Genomic DNA, 19,471 nt, shown 5'->3' on the forward strand with positions numbered 1-19,471 from the left:
TTATCGCGATGCGGCCTTTGCGCCGGACCGGGACTGCCGGCGGTCGCGTGCGCATTCAGCCGCCCGCCCGAGGTCGCGCAGCGGCAATCAGCCGTGCCAGCTGCGCGACGATGAGATCGGCACTTTCTGCCGGCAGATTCGCGTAGCCGAGCACGAAACCGTTGTGCTCGCGACCGTTCACGCCACGCAGCCGGTAGCCACTGAGCGCTTTCACGCGCAGGCCTTCTTTGGCCGCGGCATCGCAAATGGCGACATCGCTCACCGAGACGCGCAAGCGGGCGCTGAAATGCATGCCGCCCGCGCCGCCGGATAGCTCGAGCACGTCGGGCAGGTGCCGCTCGATGGCGGCGATCAGGGCGTCGCGCCGCTCGCGGTACAGCGTGCGCATGCGGCGCAGATGCCGCGCGTATTGCCCGCTGTCGATGAAGTCGGCCAACGCCAGTTGGTCCGCAATCCTACCTTCGCGTCCTTGTCGCGCCAGCCCGGCCGCGATCGTCGCCTGGACTGCGCGCGGCACCACCAGGAATGCGAGACGCAGCGCCGGGAACATCGTCTTGCTGAAGGTCCCGGCGTAGACGACCGGCGCATCGCGCGTCAGTCCTTGCACCGACGGCAACGTCGCGCCCCGATAGCGGAACTCGCAGTCGTAATCGTCCTCCACGATCCATGCGCCGACGGCCCGTGCACGTTCGAGCAAGGCCAGCCGACGCTGCAGCGAAAGCACCGCGCCCAATGGGTATTGATGCGACGGCGTGACGAAAATGAGACGAGGCGGCCGGCAGGTCCAATCAGCCGGTCGCGGCGCCATGCCGTCCGCGTCGACCGCGATCGGCTCGACCCGCAGGCCTGCCCCCATGAACGCAGCGCGTGCGCCATCGTAGCCAGGGTCTTCCATCCAGACGCCATCGCCTGGTTTCGCGAGCACGCGGGCACACAAATCGAGACCGGTCTGCGTGCCGTCGGTGACGATGATCTGGTCGGCTTCGCATTGAACCTGCCGGACGACACGCAGATACGCGGCGATCGACCGGCGCAGCGCCGGATGACCGACCGCTTCGCGGTCGCCGCCATAGCCAAGCAGATCCGCGTCGATTGCGCGCCAAGCGCGGGCCACGCATTTGCGCCATTGCGGCAAGGGAAACGCGTCCAGCGCGGGAATGCCCGGGCGCAGTCCCGAAGCGGCCGCTCGCGCCCGCACATCGCACAGTGGCGCGTCGTCCAGGCGGGCGGGCGCCGCGGCTTCGAGGGTAGCCAGCGGCGCGACCGCCGCGGCGCCCTGCGTCTCTCCTCGCAGATGCGTGAAACGGGGCACGCGCGAGCCTTGCCGGTCGGCCAGCAGCAGCCCTTCGTCGGCGAGGCGTTCGTAGACACGCAGGACGGTGTTGCGGGCGCAGCCAAGCTGCTCCGCCAAGGCGCGCGAAGCCGGCAGACGCGCCCCGCCGGACAAGCGGCCGTCCAGAATCGCATCACGCAGGGTTTCGTAGAGCCGTCGCTGCCGCGTGGAGTCCGCCGCTTGTGGGACGGCGGTCTGCATGGCCAGCGTCAGGTCCAGTTCCATCGTGGCTCCATCAGAAGCGACATTTGTGGGTCTTTGCACGGTACCACGCATCGCTTAATCTGGCGCCGTTCGCACCGCTAGCGCGTCACGCCCGACGCGCAGCGGACCGCGCCCACCCTGCGCCATGCTCGCCGCCGATCGAGCACCCGATCCCCGCTTTCCTGGACGTTTCGATCCATGTCGACCCCGCCCGCAACCCCACGTACCACAGTGCGCCGCGCCGCTGAGCGCGGCCGCTATGACCGCACCACGCTGCTCGCGATTCTGGATGCGGCCTACGTCTGCCACGTCGCCTTCCAGGACGAACGTGGCCATACGCATTGCCTTCCAACCGTCTGCTGGCGGGAAGGCGACGGGCTGTTGATACATGGCTCGAATGGCAGTCGGATGGTGCGTGCGCTGGCGGCCGGCGCGCAGGCGTGTGTCACGGTGACTCATCTCGATGGACTGGTGCTGGCGCGCTCCGCGTTCCACCATTCGATGAACTACCGCAGCGCAGTCATCTACGGCATTTTCGAACTTCTGTCCGACGAGCGCAAAAGCGCGGCACTCGACGGACTGATGGAACACATTGCGGCCGGACGGGCAACGCAGGTCCGCGCGCCCGACCGCAACGAGCTGGCGGCAACGACGATCCTGCGCCTGCCGCTCGACGAATTCGCCTGCAAGGTCCGCGAAGGCGGACCGAAAGACGACGAAGCCGACCTCGGGCATCCTGTCTGGGCCGGCGTGCTGCCGCTTGCAGTGCGACCCGGCGCCCCTCGACAGGCGCTTGCGGACGCCACGCCCACCGTCGTCGAGGAGCCGGCGCACGTGCTGCAATGGCGACTGGCCAGCCTGTCGCCGGGCACCGCGCGCGACCTGCGCGCCGATGTCGGCGCGCCTGACACAGCCGTGCCTAGGAACGATTGCGGCCAGCCCGTGGGCCGTCCGCTGCCGCAATGGCGCGGCGCGCGTGCGCCGCGGCGCGAGGCGATTGAGGGCAATCGCGTGCGGCTCGAACCGCTCGATCCGGCCAGGCACGGTACGGCGCTGGCGAACGCGCTGGTCGGCGAACGTGCCGCGCGCGACTGGACCTATCTGTCGGTCGGCCCGTTCACCGACAGGCAGGCCTACCTCGCCTACCTGGAAGACGCCGCGGCAAGCCGCGATGCACTGCACTTCGCGGTAGTGGAACGCACCACCGGCGAAGCGGTCGGGACGATTGCGTTCATGCGGATCGACGAGGGCAACGGCGCGATCGAAATCGGCCACGTAACGTTCTCGCCCCGGATGCAGCGCAGCCCGGCGGCCACCGAAGCCGTGCACCTGTTGATGGCGGAGGCGTTCGACACACTCGGTAATCGGCGGCTCGAATGGAAGTGCGATGCGCTGAACGCGCGTTCGTGCCGCGCGGCGGATCGTTTTGGCTTCCGCCTCGAAGGACTGTTCCGGCAGGCCGTCGTCTACAAGCACCGCAGCCGTGATACCGCCTGGTTTGCCTTGACCGACGAGGAATGGCCGCAGGTTCGCGCACGCCATCGCGCGTGGTTGGCGCCGGCCAACTTCGATGAGACCGGACGACAACGCGCGGCAATGAAGGATGTGGCGGTAGTACTGGAGGATCGAGCGGCGCCACGCGGTGCTGCCTGAACCGGCCGTCGCACAGCGCCACCACCCACCTACCCACGCGCACGCACGCACGCCGACCGGCATAGCCGCAGGATCCAATTGTTCCCTCTCAGCAAGGAGTGTTGCATGACCGCTTTTTCCGACGGCGACAGCGCCAACGTCAGCCCCGCGCTGCGCGGTAACAACGCAGAAGCACGCGACGAAACGCTTGCCGCGCTGGCCGCCACCCGCACGCTCCGTGTGGCACTGCTGCTGTTTCCAGACGTCGAAATCCTCGATTTCGCGGGTCCGTATGAGGTGTTCTCCGTTGCGTCACGCGTGGCGAGACGTCATTTCGCGCTGGCGCATGCAGCATTCGAGGTCGACACGATCGCCGTGAGCCCAGGCGTGGTCCGCGCACGGCACGGCTTGGACGTGGTGGCTCGCTATGGATTCGAAACGCATCCGACGGCCGATCTCCTGCTGGTACCGGGTGGTGTCGTCGATGCACCCCTCGCGGAGGCTCGCACCATCGAATGGGTCAGGCACACCGCCGCGAACGCGCGGCTGACAGCCTCGGTGTGCACCGGCGCATTCGTGCTAGGCAAGGCCGGCTTGCTGCGTGGACGCACCGCGACCACCCACTGGGAAGATCTCGCCGACCTGCGCACAGCCCTGCCCGATACAAACGTCGTCGGCGACGTCCCTTTCGTCGACGCCGGCACGATCGTGACTTCGGCCGGCATCTCCGCAGGGATCGGCATGAGCCTGCATCTGGTCTCGCGGATCATGGGGCAAGCGTGTGCGGTCGCCACGGCACGTCAGATGCAGTACGACTGGCAACCGGTCTGAATTGCTTCGCCTCTGACGGCCGGTCCGTTCATCGGCGCGTGATGCGCCAAGGGCCAGGCGCCCGGGCCGGCCGGGCCGGCCGGGCAAGTGCAGCGCAAGCGCCGCGCACCGCCCTGCCGCTACCGTCAGTCGTCGACGCCGACAATCACCGACGAGGCCTTGAAGATCGCACACGCCTGGCGTCCGGCGGCCAACCCCATCCGCTCGGCACTGGCTTGCGTGACCGTCGCGACAACTTCGGTGCCCGCGGCCGTGGTCAGTACAACCTCGGACGTCACGACTCCTGGCTTCACCTGTGACAGCGTTCCCGCGACGACGTTGCGCGCCGAAACCTGCGAGGGCGCCACATCGACCATGACGATGACCGATGAGGCCTTGATCAGTGCGAACGCAGCGCGCCCCGGTTCAAGACGAAGCCGCGTCGCGCTGTCCTGAGTGATCGACGCGACGATCTCGAAGCCCTCGTCGACGCGCAACACGACTTCATCGAGTACGGCGCCGTGTGCAACGGATACGACCGTGCCTGGAAATTGGTTACGAGCGCTGGTACGCATGCTCTTCCTTGAACGAGATGGCTGGGGACACAGGCGGATCCATTGCGCGCGGCGATCCGGCGCGTTCCGTCCAGTGGTTCGATGATGCGTCGCCAGTGTAGCCCGTTCCCGAGGCGGCTGACGTAAAAAGGACAGCGAGTGCAGGCGGGTGCGGGCCGATCCGAAGCGTCGACCCACTGCGGGGCGACCATGCTCGCACCTCCCGTGCGGGCGGCGGCCGCGTCAGCGCATGGTCAAAGCAAACCTCAAAATTCGCAAGCAGCGCTTGCCGGTTCGAAAAACGTCGGACTATACTGTATAAAAACACAGTAATCAGCGCTGATCGTTGCGCACGGAGGCGTCATGGGGCATCGCAACACGTCTTGTTTCAAACGAGCAGATAGAGAAGCGTTATTTCTTCAGCGTGGCCGACGTGGCGAGAAACAATGTGGCGCTGTGAGTTTCGTCGGAGTTTTCCCAGGGAGCGGCAGGTCGGCGAGCCGGCGCCGGAACGCGGATCGTCGAGCAGGTCGGATGTTCGCGAGTTTGCGACGCCTGAAGGCGTACTTGCTGACGTAAAGAGGTAGGGCCATCCGCGAACGACGACGGAGGGTGGCATGCCGAACCTTAGCGGCAACCCTGCCACCCTGTTCCCTGGAATATGGTTGCCACCGTGCCGTCTTTCTGCATAGAAAGAGATACTAAAGTATCATTTCACTCCTAAATGATACTTTAGTATCATATCAATTTGCCTTGTAAAAGGTATCAAAGTATCATTTATCTATTAAATGGTACTTTGATATCACATGCGTACCTTGAAAGAGATATCCGAGATCCTGCTGCGCCGCTTCAACCGAATGGTGGTCGGCAAGCTTGAGTTGGCGCATGACGCCGGCGTGACCTATCGCACCTTGAACCACGTGCTGGGTGGGGAGCAGGATTACAAGGTGTCGACGCTGCTGGCTATTGCAGATCGCCTTGGGCTCGAACTGACGTTGGTGCCACGCGAAGCGGCGGCAGGCATGCCGAGCGAGCCGCAGAATGAAGTGCGTACGCGCGTGCAGGCCGCGCTCGATCAGCTCGGAGACGAGACGTGAACGTCAAGGCGCTAGGGATCTACCTCGGCGATGCGAGGCTGGGCACGCTCTTCCGGTACGGCGACGACGTCCAGCCCATCTTGCGCTTCGTGGCGGACGACGGTTACGCGCGCGCCGACGAGACGCCGGTGCTCTCGCTTTCGATGTTGGCGGACCGCCCCGAAGCACAGCGCGCGCTATGGGCGAACGTCACGTCGCGTCTGTTCAACGGCCGTTATTCGAATCGAAACGGCTGGCTGCTGCCGCCCTTCTTCCAAGGCCTGTTGCCTGAAGGCGTGTTCCGCGATCATGTCGCGGCCGTGCGCGGCTGCGATCCGCGCGATCATTTTGAAATGCTGGCGGCATGCGGACGCGATCTGCCCGGCAACGTGTACGCGCGTCCCGTCGTGCTGGACCGCGAGCAACTGACTCACCTCGTCACGCAGGATGCGGATTCGCTGGAGATGACGGTGACCGCGGAACCGATGGACGACGGCGTCTCGGTATCCGGCGTACAACCGAAGGTCGGCGTGATCCGTGACGGCGACCGCTATGTCGGGCGAACGCGAATGCGCGATACGCATATCATCGCGAAACTCCCGGTGGTGGGTTATGCACTTCTGCCCGAGCTGGAGGCGCTGTCCCTGGAACTCGCACGGGCCGCAGGCGTCGACGCCTGCGAGGCACGGCTGGAACCGCTCGCCAAGCTTGCCGTCGAGCACCGTTACGATCTTGGCCAGGCCGGCGCCCAGACCGCGTTTCTCGCGGTCACCCGTTTCGACCGAGCGCCTGGCACGCGATTTCACGTCGAAGACTTCGCGCAGATTCTGGGTGTCCAGCCAGAGGACAAGTACAGCCGCAGCTATCTGGAAGTGGCCGCCGTGATGCTGGCCATCCCATCGATGGGCGAGGCCGCGGTGCACGAACTCTTGCGCCGCATGACGGTGAACGAGCTGCTGGGCAATCCGGACATGCACCTCAAGAACATTGGCGTGATCTACCGCGACGGTCGCACTCCGTCGCTGTCCCCCGCGTACGATATCGTCGCCTACAGCGCGTACCAACGGCGCAGCGGTCACGCGCTGTTCATCTTGCCACCGCGCCTGCCACCGCGCGGCCCATCCGCCAAGACGGCGGGCGCCGGCACCACCGTCGAGCAGGACGCGGTCGGCACGGACAGGGGCGCCCTGCCCGCCGGCAAGCCGGCCCTGAGTCCCGCGATGTTGCGCACCTTCTGCAACCGGCTGGGCCTGCTGGAACGGCCCGCCTCCGCGGTGATCCGCAAGACCGTACTGGCGGCAAGCAAACACTGGCCGCGGATGATCGCCGACGCGCCCCTGACGACGCGTCAGAAGGCTAATCTCGAAGCGCACCTCGAAGCGCACCCGCTGATTGTCTCGTTGCGCCGCCGGGGCCAGCGCGCCGAGGCATCGGCTGACTGACAACGCCGGCGGCACGCCCGGTCCGCAGGAAAGCAGGCGTGGGCGCAACACCTCGACGCGGCGTGCCGCGCCGATGGTGAAACGGATCGCTTTATCGCGTATTGTTCGTCTCGCCTGCCGGGCCGCTGCCATCGGCACGCCTGCAAGGCCGAGTCATGCAGGCAATGCAGGCAATGCACGGGAACGGTCACGCGACACCATCGCGAAATGCACGCCGGCAGCGCTCGCAAGCGATCTCCCGGTCGTCCCGCAAGCGCACGTCGGCACCGCCCACCGGCAGCGCTCACGCTCGCCCGATCGCCATGGCGACGCCACGCGGCGCGCCGTCACCCTCGAATCGTCTGCTTGTGGCACCCTGTCAAGCAGTGCAACAAAGAATGCGCAATGGAACGCGACTACGCCACACTGCCACCCGAGATCGACGTCGTCGGTCTGCTCTGCGCCTTCCGCTTCCTGCCGGATCACGCCGGCGTGCCGCTCGACCTGCCGGCGGTGCTCGACTGGCTCGAGCGTCAAGGCGATCAACAGGCGCGCTCCGAGGAGTTCGTCTGGCTGCACTTCAACCTCGCACACGCGGCCAGCGAGAACTGGCTGCGCAGCCATCTTGAACTGCCCGACGGCTTTTTCGAGCTGCTGCGCGAAGGATCGCATTCGACGCGTATCGAGCAACAGGAAGGCGCGCTGCTGGCCATCGTCAACGACGTCACGTTCGATCTCGAATTTTCGCCGGCGGACGTCTCGACGCTGTGGATCTGCGCACGCGGCCCGGTGATGATCACGGCCCGCCATACGCCGCTGCGGTCGGTGGACAGCCTGCGAGCGGCAATCCGGCGCGGCGAGACGTTTCGATCCACCGTTGAACTGCTGGTGTACCTGATGCGGGATCAGGCCGACCTGCTGGTGCGGATCGTCCGTCACACCAGCCTGGAGGTCGATCTCACCGAGGACCGATTCGTGTCGGCGCGCGAAAGCGTCAACCGCTTCGACCTCGGCGCGATGCGGCGCATTCTGGTGCGGTTGCAGCGCATGCTGGCGCCGGAACCGGGTTCGATCTTCCGGCTGCTGGCGCGGCCGCCGCGCTGGCTGCACGCCGACGACGTTCAGGATTTGCGCGAATCGACCGAAGAATTCTCGCTGGTGCTGGGCGACCTCGCCGGCCTGGTCGAGCGCATCCGCCTGCTGCAGGAAGAAGTCGCCGCCCGGCTGGAGGAACAGAACACGCGCACGCTGTTCACGCTCACGCTCGTGACCGTCCTCGCGTTGCCGGTCAACATCATTGCCGGGTTTTTCGGCATGAACGTCGGCGGCATTCCGTTTTCAAGCAATGCCCACGGTTTCTGGCTGATGGTGGTACTCGTCGCGAGTTCGACCGCGGCCGCGGGCTGGTGGATCTTCCGCCGCCAAATCGGCCCGCGCCGGCGCGCGGCGCAGTCGTTCGACGCGCGCGACGAGCGAGACGAACGCAGTGCGCGTCGGCTGCGCGACCGCTTCTGGCGCTGACGCGCTTGCCCGGTTGCGCGATGCGCCGGCCGGGCGTCAAGGTGCTAGCGGCCGCAGAGGCCCGGCGCGTCGACGATGAGCCGGGTGGAGGTGATCGCGTCGAAATCGGCCCGAAAGTGCACCGAACTCTTCAACGACAGGATCTTCTCGTTGGCCGGATCGATGCCCAGGTGCGCGAAGATCGACCGATCGCCGGCCTGCATTTTCCGTGAGGAAACGATCACGCGCACGCCGTCGATGCGCAACAGCGCCATCGGCCCCAGGTTGATCGGCGTCCCGCCCCACATCGGGCCGGTCCCGACGAAACACCCGTCGCCCAGACGTAGCACCTCGTAGCAGCCGTGCAACGGCGGCCCGCCCGACACCTTCCCGCCCAGGTCGAGCGTCAGACTGGCACCGACGCCCGCGCGATGCGCGGCCTCGGCCGCCGCTGCGTCGCACAGGATCGCCACGACGGCCGAGGGCGCCTGTGCCGTCAGCAATGCGCGCAGCACGCCGGTGGTGTCCGACGATCCGCCGCCCCCCGGATTGTCGTTCGTGTCGACGAGCACGACGGGCAGCGTCGCATGCCTCGCCAATGCAACGGCTTGCGACGCGGCTTCGGCAGGCGTGTACAGCACCTGTTCGAATGCCTCGCGACGCGTCAGCAGCGAGGCGCGAAGCGCGTCCACGGCGGCATTCGCGCGCGTCGCGTCCTCGCCATATGCGAGCACGCACTGCCGCGCGTCGTCGATCTCGGCAAGCGGAAACGCGCACGCCCAAGACACCGATGCCACGTGCGGCGCATTCTCGAACGCCAGCGCTTCCGCGCATACCGAGGCAGCCGGTTCGCCCAGCGTGCACTGCGCGGTGAGCGGCGCAACGTAGTCGACCCGGGCCACCGCCTTGTGCCAGGGCCGACCGGCCGCACGGGACGCAATGCGCTCCAGCAACAGGCGCGCGGCACGTGCCCCGGTCTCCGCCATGTCGACGTGCGGATAGGTGCGGTAGACCACCAGCGCGTCGCAGCACGCGATCATCGCGTCGCTGACGTTCGCGTGCATATCGAGGCTGGCGACGAGCGGCACATCCGGACCCAATGCCGCGCGCAGTCGCGTCAACAGTGCCCCTTCGCCGTCGTCGTGGCTCGTACACGCCATCGCGCCGTGCAGATCGAGATAAAGCCCGTCGAGTGGTCCGGCCGCCGCCAGCGCCGTCACCATCCGTGCGGCCAGCGTCTCGAACGCGTCGTCCGCCACCCGGCCCGACGGCGTCGCAGCCGCCCACAGCAAGGGCTGCAAACCCGCTCGCCCGACTTCGGGCGAGCTTTCGAAGCACTCGAGCGCGCCGGTAATCGGCAGATTCAGACCGCGCAGACCGTCGAACATCGCGGCGCCGTCCTGCAGGCCCGGCCAGCCGCCTCCCTCCATGAAATCCCGCAACGTTGCCGGCGTCGGCGAAAACGTGTTGGTCTCGTGCTGCAGCCCACCGATCGCAATTCGTATCATTGCGTGGCTCACACCACCGTCAGACGGCGCGGGCTACGGGTCAACAGCTCGATGCCGTCGTCGGTCACGAGCACCGTTTCGCTGAAGGCGATGCCGTCCGCCGAGACATACATGTGGAACACCATGCCCGCCTGCAGCACCCATTCCGAGGTCGGCAGGAAGACACGAGTGAAATCGCTGGTGTGCGGCGTGGACTGGGGGTAGTAGCCGAGCGTGTAGCCAGTGATGTTCGGGTAGGACGGACGAAGCTTCGCCGCCATGATCGGCTCGCGCGCGAGCCGATCGACCTCGCGCGCCGGCACACCCGGGCGCATCGCGGCGAACTGGGCGTCCTGGATCGCAAGCAGCTGCTCGGCCAGCGCGCGCTGCGCAGCGCTTGCCTCTCCCATCACCGCCGGACGCATCAGGCGGGCGCTGTAGCCATTGAAGAACGGCAGCAACTCCAGATGCAGGATGTCGCCCTGCTGCAGCGGACGGTCATGCAGATTGCCGTGCAGGAAAGCGTCGCCGATGCCTTGCGTGATCGGGCCGGTACGCCCGCCGTCGCCGCCGTTCGTCATGAACGCATAGCTCACCGCGGCGGCAGCGTCACGCTCGCTCTTGCCGACGCCGGCGGCCGCGAAGGCGGCCTCCATCGCAATGTCGCCGATCGCCGCCGCGCGACGCAGATAGGCGATCTCCTGCGGCGACTTGATCGCGCGGATCACTTCCAGCACGCCGGAGAAATCGGCGAAGTCGACGGCGGGCAACGCCGCCTGCAAGCGGCGATAGCGATTCAAGGTCATGCAGTAGGAGTCGCCGTCGATACCGATCCGCTTGTCGTGCCAACCCTTGCGGGCAAGCAAGCGGGCAAGCACCTCGATCGGATCCTCCCAGTCCGAAAAATCGACGTACTCGGTAAGCCACGTCGACTCCTGGAAAGGCAGTTGGTCCATCGCGCGCAGCATGAACACCGGCTCGCCCTCCAGCGGGACGACGCAGGCGCGATACATATTCTCCGAGATGCCGAAGCCGGTCAGGTGGAACAGGAAGTCGGTCTGATCGATCAGCGCGAGATCCAGCCCGCGCTCCCGCATCGCGCTGCGCACCTGCTCAAGGCGGGCGCGATATTCTTCGATCGTGAAAGGCAATGTCTTATGTGCGGTCATGACTGCTCTACAGCTCCAGGGAATGGGCCACCGGCGCGGCGGACGCGTTCAGCGATCGGCCGCGTCCGGGCCGCGGCGCGAAAACAGGGACGCCAGTGCCAGCGTCAACGCCGAGACGATCACCAGCAACGCGCTGACCGCGGCGATCTTCGGATCGAGCTGGAACAGCACCGCGTTCCAGATGCGTACTGGCAAGGTCTGCGCACCGGTGCCCGACAGAAACAGCGCAATCAACAACTCGTCGAACGAGGTCAGGAACGCGAAGATGAAGGCGGACGCGAGTCCGGGCGCAATCATCGGCAGCGTGATTCGCCGGAAAGCGGTGACCCGGCTCGCGCCGAGGCTCATCGCGGCGTTCTCGAGCCGCATGTCGAAGGCTTGCAGCGTTGACGAGAGGATGATCACGGCAATCGGCGCGGACACCACCGCGTGGCCCAGCACGATCGATGCGACGCTGCCGAGCGACGGCATGTCCGCGAAGAAAAAGAACATGGCGATCGCCGCGATGATGTTCGGGACGATCATCGGCAGCAGCACCACCGCGTACACCAAGCGCTTGAACGGGAAACGTTCGCGCACCAGGGCCAGCGACGCGAGCAGCGACAGCAGCAGCGTCAGTACGGTGGCCAAGGCGGCCACGCGGGCGCTGAGCCAGATCGAGTCGAGCCACGCGGTGTCGCTCAGTACGTCGGTAACCCAGCGCAGCGTCAGCCCCTTCGGCGGAAAGGACAGGTATTCCGACGTATTCAGCGCGAGCGGGAAGACCAGCAGGATCGGCGCGGCCAGGAACACGAGCACCGCCACCGCGACACAGGACACCGGGAATCCGGTCGTATGTTGTTTCACAGTTTCGACTCGAATAGACGATTGAGCCCGACCAGCCGCTCGTACAGCGCAAAGAGCACCAGCGTGCTGCCGAGCAGAAGCGCGGCAAGCGCTGACGCGAAGTTCCAGTCGAAGTAGGTCTCGACCTGCGCTTCGATCACCATCGAAATCAGGCTGTCCTGCTGGCTGCCCATCAGTGCCGGCGTGATGAAGTAACCGAGTGCGAGGATGAATACCAGCAAGGACCCCGACGCCAGCCCCGGGCGCGAGAGCGGGAAGAACACGCGCCAGAACGCACGCAAGCGGCTCGCACCGAGACTTTCAGCCGCGCGCAACAGGCTGGTATCGATCGACCGCATCACGCTGTAGAGCGCCAGCACCATGTACGGCAGCAGCATGTAGGTCATGCCGATCAGCACGCCGACGCGGTTGTACAGCAGCGTCAACGGCCGGTCGATCACGCCGAGTGCGAGCAGCCCCTCGTTGATCAGGCCATGCGAGCCGAGCAACACCATCCACGCATAGGTGCGCACCAGCACGCTGGTGAAGTAAGGCACGACCACCAGAATCATCAGCAGCGCCGCGGTGCGGGGGCGGCGGCGCGACAGGAAGTAGGCCAGCGGATAACCGAGCACCAGCGTCGCGACCGTCACCATCGCGGCGATCTCGAAAGTGGTCCAGAGAACTTGCAGATAGGCCGGATCGTCGATGACGCGCTGAAAAAAGCGCGTCGTGAACGCGCCATCCGCGTACACGCTGCGCGACAGCATCGCGCCCAACGGATAAAGAAAGAAAACGGCGAGGAAGCCGAGCAAAGGCAGCAGCAGCCAGAGCGCGGTCCGTCGCCGCGGCTCGCGGCGACGTCTAGCGCCCGAAACGACGACGGTGCTCACGACGCCGCTCCTTCGCACGGCATCAGCCATGCGCAATCGGCGCTGAGACGCAGCGTGACGAGATCGCCGGACTGCGGCCTGCCGGGTTCGCCCGTATTCGGAATCTGCGCGATCAACGTCTGCCCATCCGGCAGGCGCACGCGGTATTTCACCGTGTGCCCGAGATAGACGAGATCCAGGACGGTCCCGTCGAGCACCGTCGCGTCGATTGCCGTCGTCTGACCCTTGCGTTCCAGCCGCAGCCGCTCCGGACGCAATAGCGCGCTCGCCCGCGCGCCCGCGGCCAAACCGGCGGCACGCGGCGCGACCAATCGGGCACCGCTGTCGAGTCGCACCACCGCGCGCGCATCGTCGATCGACTCGACCGAGCCGTCCAGCAAATTCGACTGGCCGATGAATTCCGCCACCCAGCGGTTGACCGGCCGTTCGTAGAGCGTCGCCGGCGTACCAATCTGGGCGATCGCGCCATCGTGCATGACGGCGACGCGGTCCGACAGGGTCAGCGCCTCCTCCTGATCATGCGTGACCATCACCATCGTGGTGCCAAGAGAAGCGTGCAGGCTCTTGATCTCCGTTTGCATGTGCTCGCGGAGATTCTTGTCGAGCGCGCCGAGCGGTTCGTCGAGCAGCAAGGCGCGCGGCTCGAAGATCAGCGCTCGCGCCAGTGCGACACGCTGTTGCTGGCCACCCGACATCTCGCGCGGATAGCGCTGCGCCATCTGCGGCAATTGCACCATCTCGAGCAAGGCTTGTACGCGCTCTCTGATCACATGTCGGCCCAGGCCCCGCATCTCCAGCGGGAACGCGAGGTTCTGCGCGACGCTCAGGTGCGGGAACAGCGAGTAGTTCTGGAAGACCACCCCCAGTTCGCGCTTGGCCGGCGGCAGCGTGGTCACGTCCTGATCGCCGATCAGGATCCGCCCCTCGCTGGGCTCGACGAAGCCCGCGAGCATCATCAAGGTGGTCGTCTTCCCCGAACCACTCGCGCCGAGCAGCGTAACGAATTCGCCGGGTGCGATATCCAAATCGAGCGCGCGGACCGCCGCTGCGTCGCCGTAGAACTTGCTAATACCCTGCAGGCGCAGGGCCGCACCGGAGAACTGGCGTGTAACCGACATATCGAGACTCACGAACGCTGCAAGACCCACGACTGCCATTGCTGGCCGACGGAGGAAAGATTCTCGGACCACCATTCCGGATCCTGCTGGAACGACTGGGCGAAGTGCTCCTTCGAACTCGGCAGCTTCGCGAGTTCCTCCGGCTTCAACAATTTCAGCGCCTGGCGGTTGGTCGGACCGTAAGCGATGTGCCGCACCACTTCGGCCTGCACCTTCGGCTGCAGCGCAAAGTCGATGAACTTCTGCGCGTTGGCGGCGTTTGGCGAATCCTTGATGATGCTCAGCGCCTGCGTTTGCCGCTTCGCCTGATTCCATTCGATTGCGAGCGGCGCGCCCTTGTCGATCAGGTCTTGCGCGCGGCCGTTCCACAACCCGCCGAGCACGGCATCGCGACGCTCCATCAACTGGGCCGACGCGGCGCCCGTGTTCCACCACATCACGATTTCCGGCTTGATCTTCGCCAGCACACGCAACGCGCGCGGCACGTCCAGCGGGTAGAGCTTGTCCATCGGCACGCCATCGGCTAGGAGTGCGAATTCCAATTCGGCAGAACCGGATTGTTGGTCGGCAAGCGTGCGTTTGCCCGGAAAGCGCTTTGCGTCCCAGAATTCGCTCCACGTCTTCGGATGGTTGCCGCCCTTGAACACGTCGGTGTTGTAGACCATCACCGTCGAGAAGATCAGGTTGCCGACCATGTTCGGCTTGCGCACCACTGCCTGGATATCGTCGGGGTTTGTATATTTCATGCCGGCATAATCGATCGGCGCGAGCGCGCCGACCTTGTCCAGCGCCACCTGCGCGATGTCCGTCAGGTCGACGACGTCCAGGCTGACGCGCTTGGCCTGCACCATGGCCCTGATCTGCGCGGCGGTCGCCGGCTGCACCACCACCTCGATACCCGTCGCCGCGGTGAACGGCTTGTAGATCGCCGCCGTCATCGCGTCCTGGTACGCCCCGCCGAGACCGCGCACGACCACCCGGCCGTTGCCGCGTTGGGCCAGCACTGCCGGCGCGGAGAGCGACAGCGTGCCGGCCGCGGCCAGCCCCACGCCCGTCTTCAGAAACGCGCGGCGCTGGACGTTGCCGGGCAGTTCAACGGCGCTTGCGCCGGCCGACTTGGACTTCCGATCCTTCATTGGAGTGCTCCTTGGTTGATTGCGAGGCGAATGCTTGCGCTGCGGATTCCTGAGCCTTCAGATGGTCGACCAACGAGCGGTCGTCCGGAGAGTTGCCGTCACTGTTCCAATGACCGAGCTCGCGCCACACTTCGTCGGAGCGGCGCAGCCATTCGGTCACTGCCGGCCCGTTCCTGTGCAGTGCAATCTCGACGAGCCAGTTCACCAGCGCGAGCGTGCCGGCCTGGGACCACCAGGCGATTGCCGCACCGCTGCGTCCGACAACGAAGGTGTGCTGCGCGAGTTCGGCCAGCGGGGACGACGGCTTGTCCGTGATCGCGATCACGTGCGCGCCGAAGCGCCCGCCGATGCGCATCACGTCGAGCGTATAAGGCAGGTAGCGGGCATAGCCGATGCCGATCAGCACGTCGCCCTTCCCGACGTGGCGCAGCCGGTCGGCGAGATCGCCGTTGCCGACGTTGAGCACGTCGGCATTGCCGAAGGCCTGGTTCAACTGCATCGACAGCATCAACGCGAGCGGGTACGTCGTGCCATGACCAACGATCCAAATGCGGCGCGCGCGGCTCATCAGGTCGACGACGGTTTCGGCCAGCGCGGTCGAATTCAACTGCTCGGTCGCCTCGATCAACGCGGCGTCGTTGGCAAAGACCGCGCGCCGCAGGTCTTCGCCACTGGATGTCGGATGGCCGATCGACCGCATGCCGACCGAACCCACCCGCTCCAGCAGCCCGTCGCGCAACGCCATGCGCATCGCGGGGAAGCCGTCATAACCGAGGGCGCGCGCAAAGCGCACCACCGCGGCGTCGCTGACACCCGCGGCGTCGCCGACCTGTTTTGCCGTCGCGAACGCGATTTGCTCGCTGTGGTCGAGAATGTGGCGCGCCAACTGCTTTTGCGACGGCGTCAACTGCGCCGACGCCGCCTTGACTGCGTCTACGAAGAGCACGAAGGTAGGTTCCGGTGTTGTAGCGTTCGCTACAGAATTTCAATGCACTGTAACGTTTGCGACAGACGCCGTCAATCGGGAAAAAATAATCGCGCGCAGGCGGAGTTCTTCGGCCGGCAGCAGCCGCACGCGAAGCGTGTGATTGCCGGCCGCTCCGCCCGCAGCGACGGTGCGGAGCGGTCGCGGCCCGGCCTATCGCGCAAGCAATCCCTCGTAGACCGCGACATAGTCCGCGGCCATCCGCGTGGCATCAAAGCGCCGCTCGAATACCGCGCGGCACCGCCGCCGGTCAAGACTAGCAACGCGCGCCACCGCGTCGACCGCCGCATCGACATCCTCCACGATGAAGCCGGTCTCGCCTTCGTCAAGCACTTCCGGCACCGCGCCCCGGCGCCAGGCAACCACCGGCGTGCCGCTCGCCATCGCTTCAATCATGACCATGCCGAACGGCTCTGGCCAATCGACCGGGAACAGCAGCGCGCGCGCGTTGCCAATCAGCGCTGCGCGTTGCGCGCCGCCGACCTCGCCAAGGTATTCGACGATGTCGGCATTGGCCCGCAGCATCGGCTCGACCTCGTTGCGGAAGTACTCGACTTCTCCCGGATGAACCTTTGCCGCCATCTTCAGCGGCAAGCCGGCGCGCCGGGCGATTTCGATCGCGCGATCCGGGCGTTTCTCACCCATCATCCGCCCAAGAAAAAGTAGATAGTCGCCACGCCCGGCATGAAATTGCAGCGCGTCCAGCGGCATGCCGTGATGCACCGTGGCGCGCCAGTTCGCGTGCGGCAGCGGCCGCCGTTGATTGTCGGAGATCGATACCAGCGGCGCGTCGGGAAACGCCTCGAACAAGGGGCCGTGGTCCGCGGCCAGCAACTGGCCGTGCATCGTCGTCAGGTGGGCGAACGGCAGGCGGCGCGCCAGCGGAAAATGGAATGGGTCGCCGTGGAAATGGACGACATCGAAGTCTGCGGCGCGCGCGGCGACCGCTTCCAACTGCCGGACATGATGGGTCAGCGTGTCCCAGACGTCGACGTCGCGCCACAGGCCCCGCGGGCAGATCGGCACCAGCTCCGCGGCGGTGGTGGAATCGCCGGTCGCGAACAGCGTCACTCGATGGCCCGCATGCGTCAATGCTTCGGTCAGGAACGACACGACGCGCTCTGTCGCGCCGTAGGCACGCGGCGGAACGCTTTCGTAGAGAGGGGCAACCTGGGCGATACGCATGCACGCTACTCCTGACAATGTTCAACGTTGGGAAGCCAACAGCAGCCGAGCAGGCCGCTTAGGCAGGCAAAGCCACGCAAGACGAGATGCGCCGGCGTCGCATGCGGTGTCCGTCCGATCCCCCGCAAAACAGCTCGGGATCGCGCGATGCTTGTAAGCGTCTGCTACGTTGCGGCCGCGGTGCGGGCTCGGGTGCTGCAGCAACCGTACCCGTTGAAATCGTTTGTCACATTCCAGACTGCCGGTAACACCCGGTGTGACAAAGACGCGCATGCTGAAAATATCGCGGATCCCCGCGATATCGCTGGAGAACCGAGATGCCGGGTTGCCCGAAAGCCAGATATAGACCCAGTGCCGCCCGGCAAGGGCACCGGTTGTCGATTCGCGCGCTCGCGATCGCGGCGACCGTCGGAGCGAGCCTGATGCTGGGCGGATGCGTGGTGGTGCCCGATGGCCCGCCGCCGGCAGTGTGGGCGCCGGCGCCCTATTACGGCTATGGCGGGCCGGTGTACGTGGGGCCGCCACCGCGCTTCGGACCCGGCTGGGGGCCCGGCCCGCGCTGGGGCCCGGGGCCGGGCTGGGGCGGCCCGCGGCCAGGGCCAGGGTGGAATGGGCCGCGGCCGGGCGGCCCCGGTCCCGGCGGTCCCGGCCCAGGATGGCGCGGGCCAGGTCCCGGCCGCAATGCGGGCGGGCGGGGTCCGGGACCCGGATGGGGCGGAGGCGGACACTAACCCCAGCACTTACCGGCATCTCGGCATCGCGGCATCGCGCTCGCCCGTGAAAATATCGCTATACTACTGTTTATCCATACAGTTACGGGCGGTGGCGATGGAACGGGGCAAAAAACTCGAGATTCTTGCGGACGCGGCGAAATACGACGCATCGTGCGCAAGCAGCGGCGCGCCGAAACGGGATTCGGTTGGACGTGATGGCATGGGCGTCTCGACCTCTCATGGAATCTGCCACAGCTACACCCCCGACGGCCGCTGCGTTTCGCTTCTCAAGCTGCTGCTGACGAACTTCTGCCAATACGATTGCCAGTATTGCGTGAACCGGCGCAGTAGCAACGTTCAGCGTGCACGCTTTGCGCCACACGAAGTGGTCGCGTTGACGCTTGACTTTTATCGCCGTAATTACATCGAGGGACTGTTCCTTAGCTCGGGCGTCATCCGATCGTCCGACTACACGATGGAGCAATTGGTCGAGGTGGCGCGCAGTCTGCGCGAGGATCATCATTTTCGCGGCTACATTCACCTGAAGACGATTCCGGACGCCTCGCCGGAACTGATCGATCTCGCGGGTCGCTATGCGGACCGGCTCAGCGTGAACATTGAACTGCCGACCGAGATTTCCATTGCTCGGCTGGCGCCAGAAAAAAGCGCGGGAACCATCCGCCGGGCGATGGCGCGCATCCGGCACCGGCTTGAAGGCGTCGCCGACGAATCGGGTAGCACCGGCGCCCTCCTCGCACAGCCGGCCGCATCGGCCACCGAATCTGCGCCGGCCGGGGGCCGAACGCCGTCGCCGAAGCGGCGCAATGGCGGGTCGCGGTTTGCCCCCGGCGGACAGAGCACGCAGATGATCGTCGGCGCGGACGCCACCGATGACCGGACGATTCTCGGCACCGCCGAAACGCTGTATCTGTCGTATCGGCTCAAGCGGGTCTATTACTCGGCGTTCAGCCCGATTCCTGACAGTCCCACCAGCGTACCACTCGCCCCGCCACCGCTGCAGCGTGAACACCGCTTGTATCAGGCGGATTTTCTGATCCGGCAATATGGCTTCAATGCGGCGGAAATCCTCGGCACGAAAACCGATCTGGCGCTCGACGTCGATCCCAAGCTCGCCTGGGCGCTCTCGCACCGCCAGTTTTTTCCAGTCGACCTGAACCGAGCCGATCGCAGCATGATCGCGCGCGTGCCGGGCATCGGGCTACGCAATGCGGAACGGATTGTCGCGCTGCGTCGGGAGCGGCGCTTGCGGTACGACGATCTGGTGAGACTGCGCTGCGGTCTGCGCAACGCCCGTCCGTTCATTGTCGTGGACGATTGGCGGCCGGCGACGGCCGAGACGGGTAGCGAGGCGTTGCGGCGGTCGTTGGCGACAGCGCGTCCCGCGCCGGTGCAAGCCTCACTCTGGTGAC

15 protein-coding genes and 2 pseudogenes are annotated in these 19,471 nt (G+C 66.0%); 7 read left to right on the plus strand and 10 right to left on the minus strand.

Annotated features, from left to right (window positions below; all coding sequences use genetic code 11):
- Positions 1 to 55: 55 nt before the first annotated feature.
- Positions 56 to 1,558 (minus strand): MocR-like pyridoxine biosynthesis transcription factor PdxR, encoded by a 1,503-nt coding sequence (gene pdxR, locus BLU54_RS02925; protein WP_091904338.1) that lies wholly within the window; start codon positions 1,556 to 1,558, stop codon positions 56 to 58.
- 177 nt (positions 1,559 to 1,735) lie between these two features.
- Here pdxR and BLU54_RS02930 point away from each other — a divergent pair.
- The 3 genes and pseudogenes from BLU54_RS02930 to BLU54_RS02940 form a co-directional block, all read left to right on the plus strand.
- Positions 1,736 to 2,386: pseudogene (locus BLU54_RS02930) on the plus strand (pyridoxamine 5'-phosphate oxidase family protein); the annotation flags it as partial.
- A 171-nt stretch (positions 2,387 to 2,557) separates the two neighbouring features.
- Positions 2,558 to 3,190: pseudogene (locus BLU54_RS02935) on the plus strand (GNAT family N-acetyltransferase); the annotation flags it as partial.
- A gap of 105 nt (positions 3,191 to 3,295) precedes the next feature.
- Positions 3,296 to 4,000, plus strand: coding sequence for a DJ-1/PfpI family protein (locus BLU54_RS02940; RefSeq protein WP_091904340.1), 705 nt, complete (start codon positions 3,296 to 3,298; stop codon positions 3,998 to 4,000).
- 125 nt (positions 4,001 to 4,125) lie between these two features.
- On the opposite strand, the gene BLU54_RS02945 is transcribed toward BLU54_RS02940, so the two are convergent.
- Complete coding sequence (locus tag BLU54_RS02945) at positions 4,126 to 4,554, minus strand: TOBE domain-containing protein (protein WP_091904342.1); 429 nt, start codon at positions 4,552 to 4,554, stop codon at positions 4,126 to 4,128.
- A gap of 785 nt (positions 4,555 to 5,339) precedes the next feature.
- Here BLU54_RS02945 and BLU54_RS02950 point away from each other — a divergent pair.
- The 3 genes from BLU54_RS02950 (at position 5,340) to BLU54_RS02960 (ending at position 8,551) form a co-directional block, all read left to right on the plus strand.
- Positions 5,340 to 5,630: a helix-turn-helix domain-containing protein gene (locus tag BLU54_RS02950; protein ID WP_091904344.1), complete on the plus strand. Its 291-nt coding sequence runs from the start codon at positions 5,340 to 5,342 to the stop codon at positions 5,628 to 5,630.
- Entirely contained in the window at positions 5,627 to 7,051 is a 1,425-nt protein-coding gene (locus BLU54_RS02955; protein ID WP_091904346.1) for a type II toxin-antitoxin system HipA family toxin, read from the plus strand. The genes BLU54_RS02950 and BLU54_RS02955 overlap by 4 nt, the downstream gene beginning before the upstream one ends.
- 384 nt (positions 7,052 to 7,435) lie before the next feature.
- Positions 7,436 to 8,551: a transporter gene (locus BLU54_RS02960; RefSeq protein WP_091904348.1), complete on the plus strand. Its 1,116-nt coding sequence runs from the start codon at positions 7,436 to 7,438 to the stop codon at positions 8,549 to 8,551.
- A gap of 44 nt (positions 8,552 to 8,595) precedes the next feature.
- On the opposite strand, the gene BLU54_RS02965 is transcribed toward BLU54_RS02960, so the two are convergent.
- The 8 genes from BLU54_RS02965 to BLU54_RS03000 all read right to left on the minus strand — a co-directional run bounded on the left by BLU54_RS02965 (position 8,596) and on the right by BLU54_RS03000 (position 17,328).
- A complete protein-coding gene (locus tag BLU54_RS02965; RefSeq protein ID WP_091904350.1) occupies positions 8,596 to 10,038 on the minus strand; it encodes a M81 family metallopeptidase in 1,443 nt (480 codons plus the stop codon).
- Positions 10,039 to 10,046: 8 nt separating this feature from the next.
- Positions 10,047 to 11,186 (minus strand): M24 family metallopeptidase, encoded by a 1,140-nt coding sequence (locus BLU54_RS02970; protein ID WP_091904352.1) that lies wholly within the window; start codon positions 11,184 to 11,186, stop codon positions 10,047 to 10,049.
- Positions 11,187 to 11,234: 48 nt separating this feature from the next.
- Positions 11,235 to 12,032 (minus strand): ABC transporter permease, encoded by a 798-nt coding sequence (locus tag BLU54_RS02975; protein WP_091904354.1) that lies wholly within the window; start codon positions 12,030 to 12,032, stop codon positions 11,235 to 11,237.
- Positions 12,029 to 12,904, minus strand: coding sequence for an ABC transporter permease (locus tag BLU54_RS02980; RefSeq protein WP_235837750.1), 876 nt, complete (start codon positions 12,902 to 12,904; stop codon positions 12,029 to 12,031). Before BLU54_RS02980 ends, BLU54_RS02975 begins: the two co-directional genes overlap by 4 nt.
- Positions 12,901 to 14,061 (minus strand): ABC transporter ATP-binding protein, encoded by a 1,161-nt coding sequence (locus BLU54_RS02985; protein ID WP_235837751.1) that lies wholly within the window; start codon positions 14,059 to 14,061, stop codon positions 12,901 to 12,903. The genes BLU54_RS02980 and BLU54_RS02985 overlap by 4 nt, the downstream gene beginning before the upstream one ends.
- Positions 14,031 to 15,158 carry an ABC transporter substrate-binding protein gene (locus BLU54_RS02990; RefSeq protein WP_091904358.1) on the minus strand — a complete coding sequence of 376 codons (1,128 nt, stop codon included), beginning with the start codon at positions 15,156 to 15,158 and terminating at the stop codon, positions 14,031 to 14,033. The genes BLU54_RS02985 and BLU54_RS02990 overlap by 31 nt, the downstream gene beginning before the upstream one ends.
- Positions 15,115 to 16,104 (minus strand): MurR/RpiR family transcriptional regulator, encoded by a 990-nt coding sequence (locus tag BLU54_RS02995; protein ID WP_091904359.1) that lies wholly within the window; start codon positions 16,102 to 16,104, stop codon positions 15,115 to 15,117. Before BLU54_RS02995 ends, BLU54_RS02990 begins: the two co-directional genes overlap by 44 nt.
- A 192-nt stretch (positions 16,105 to 16,296) precedes the next feature.
- Positions 16,297 to 17,328 (minus strand): glycosyltransferase family 4 protein, encoded by a 1,032-nt coding sequence (locus BLU54_RS03000; RefSeq protein WP_091904361.1) that lies wholly within the window; start codon positions 17,326 to 17,328, stop codon positions 16,297 to 16,299.
- An 828-nt stretch (positions 17,329 to 18,156) separates the two neighbouring features.
- On the opposite strand from BLU54_RS03000, the gene BLU54_RS03010 reads away from it, so the two are divergent.
- Positions 18,157 to 19,470: a putative DNA modification/repair radical SAM protein gene (locus tag BLU54_RS03010; protein WP_091904555.1), complete on the plus strand. Its 1,314-nt coding sequence runs from the start codon at positions 18,157 to 18,159 to the stop codon at positions 19,468 to 19,470.
- Position 19,471 lies beyond the last annotated feature (1 nt).

The organism is Chitinasiproducens palmae, assembly GCF_900095735.1.
GTDB lineage: Bacteria > Pseudomonadota > Gammaproteobacteria > Burkholderiales > Burkholderiaceae > Chitinasiproducens > Chitinasiproducens palmae.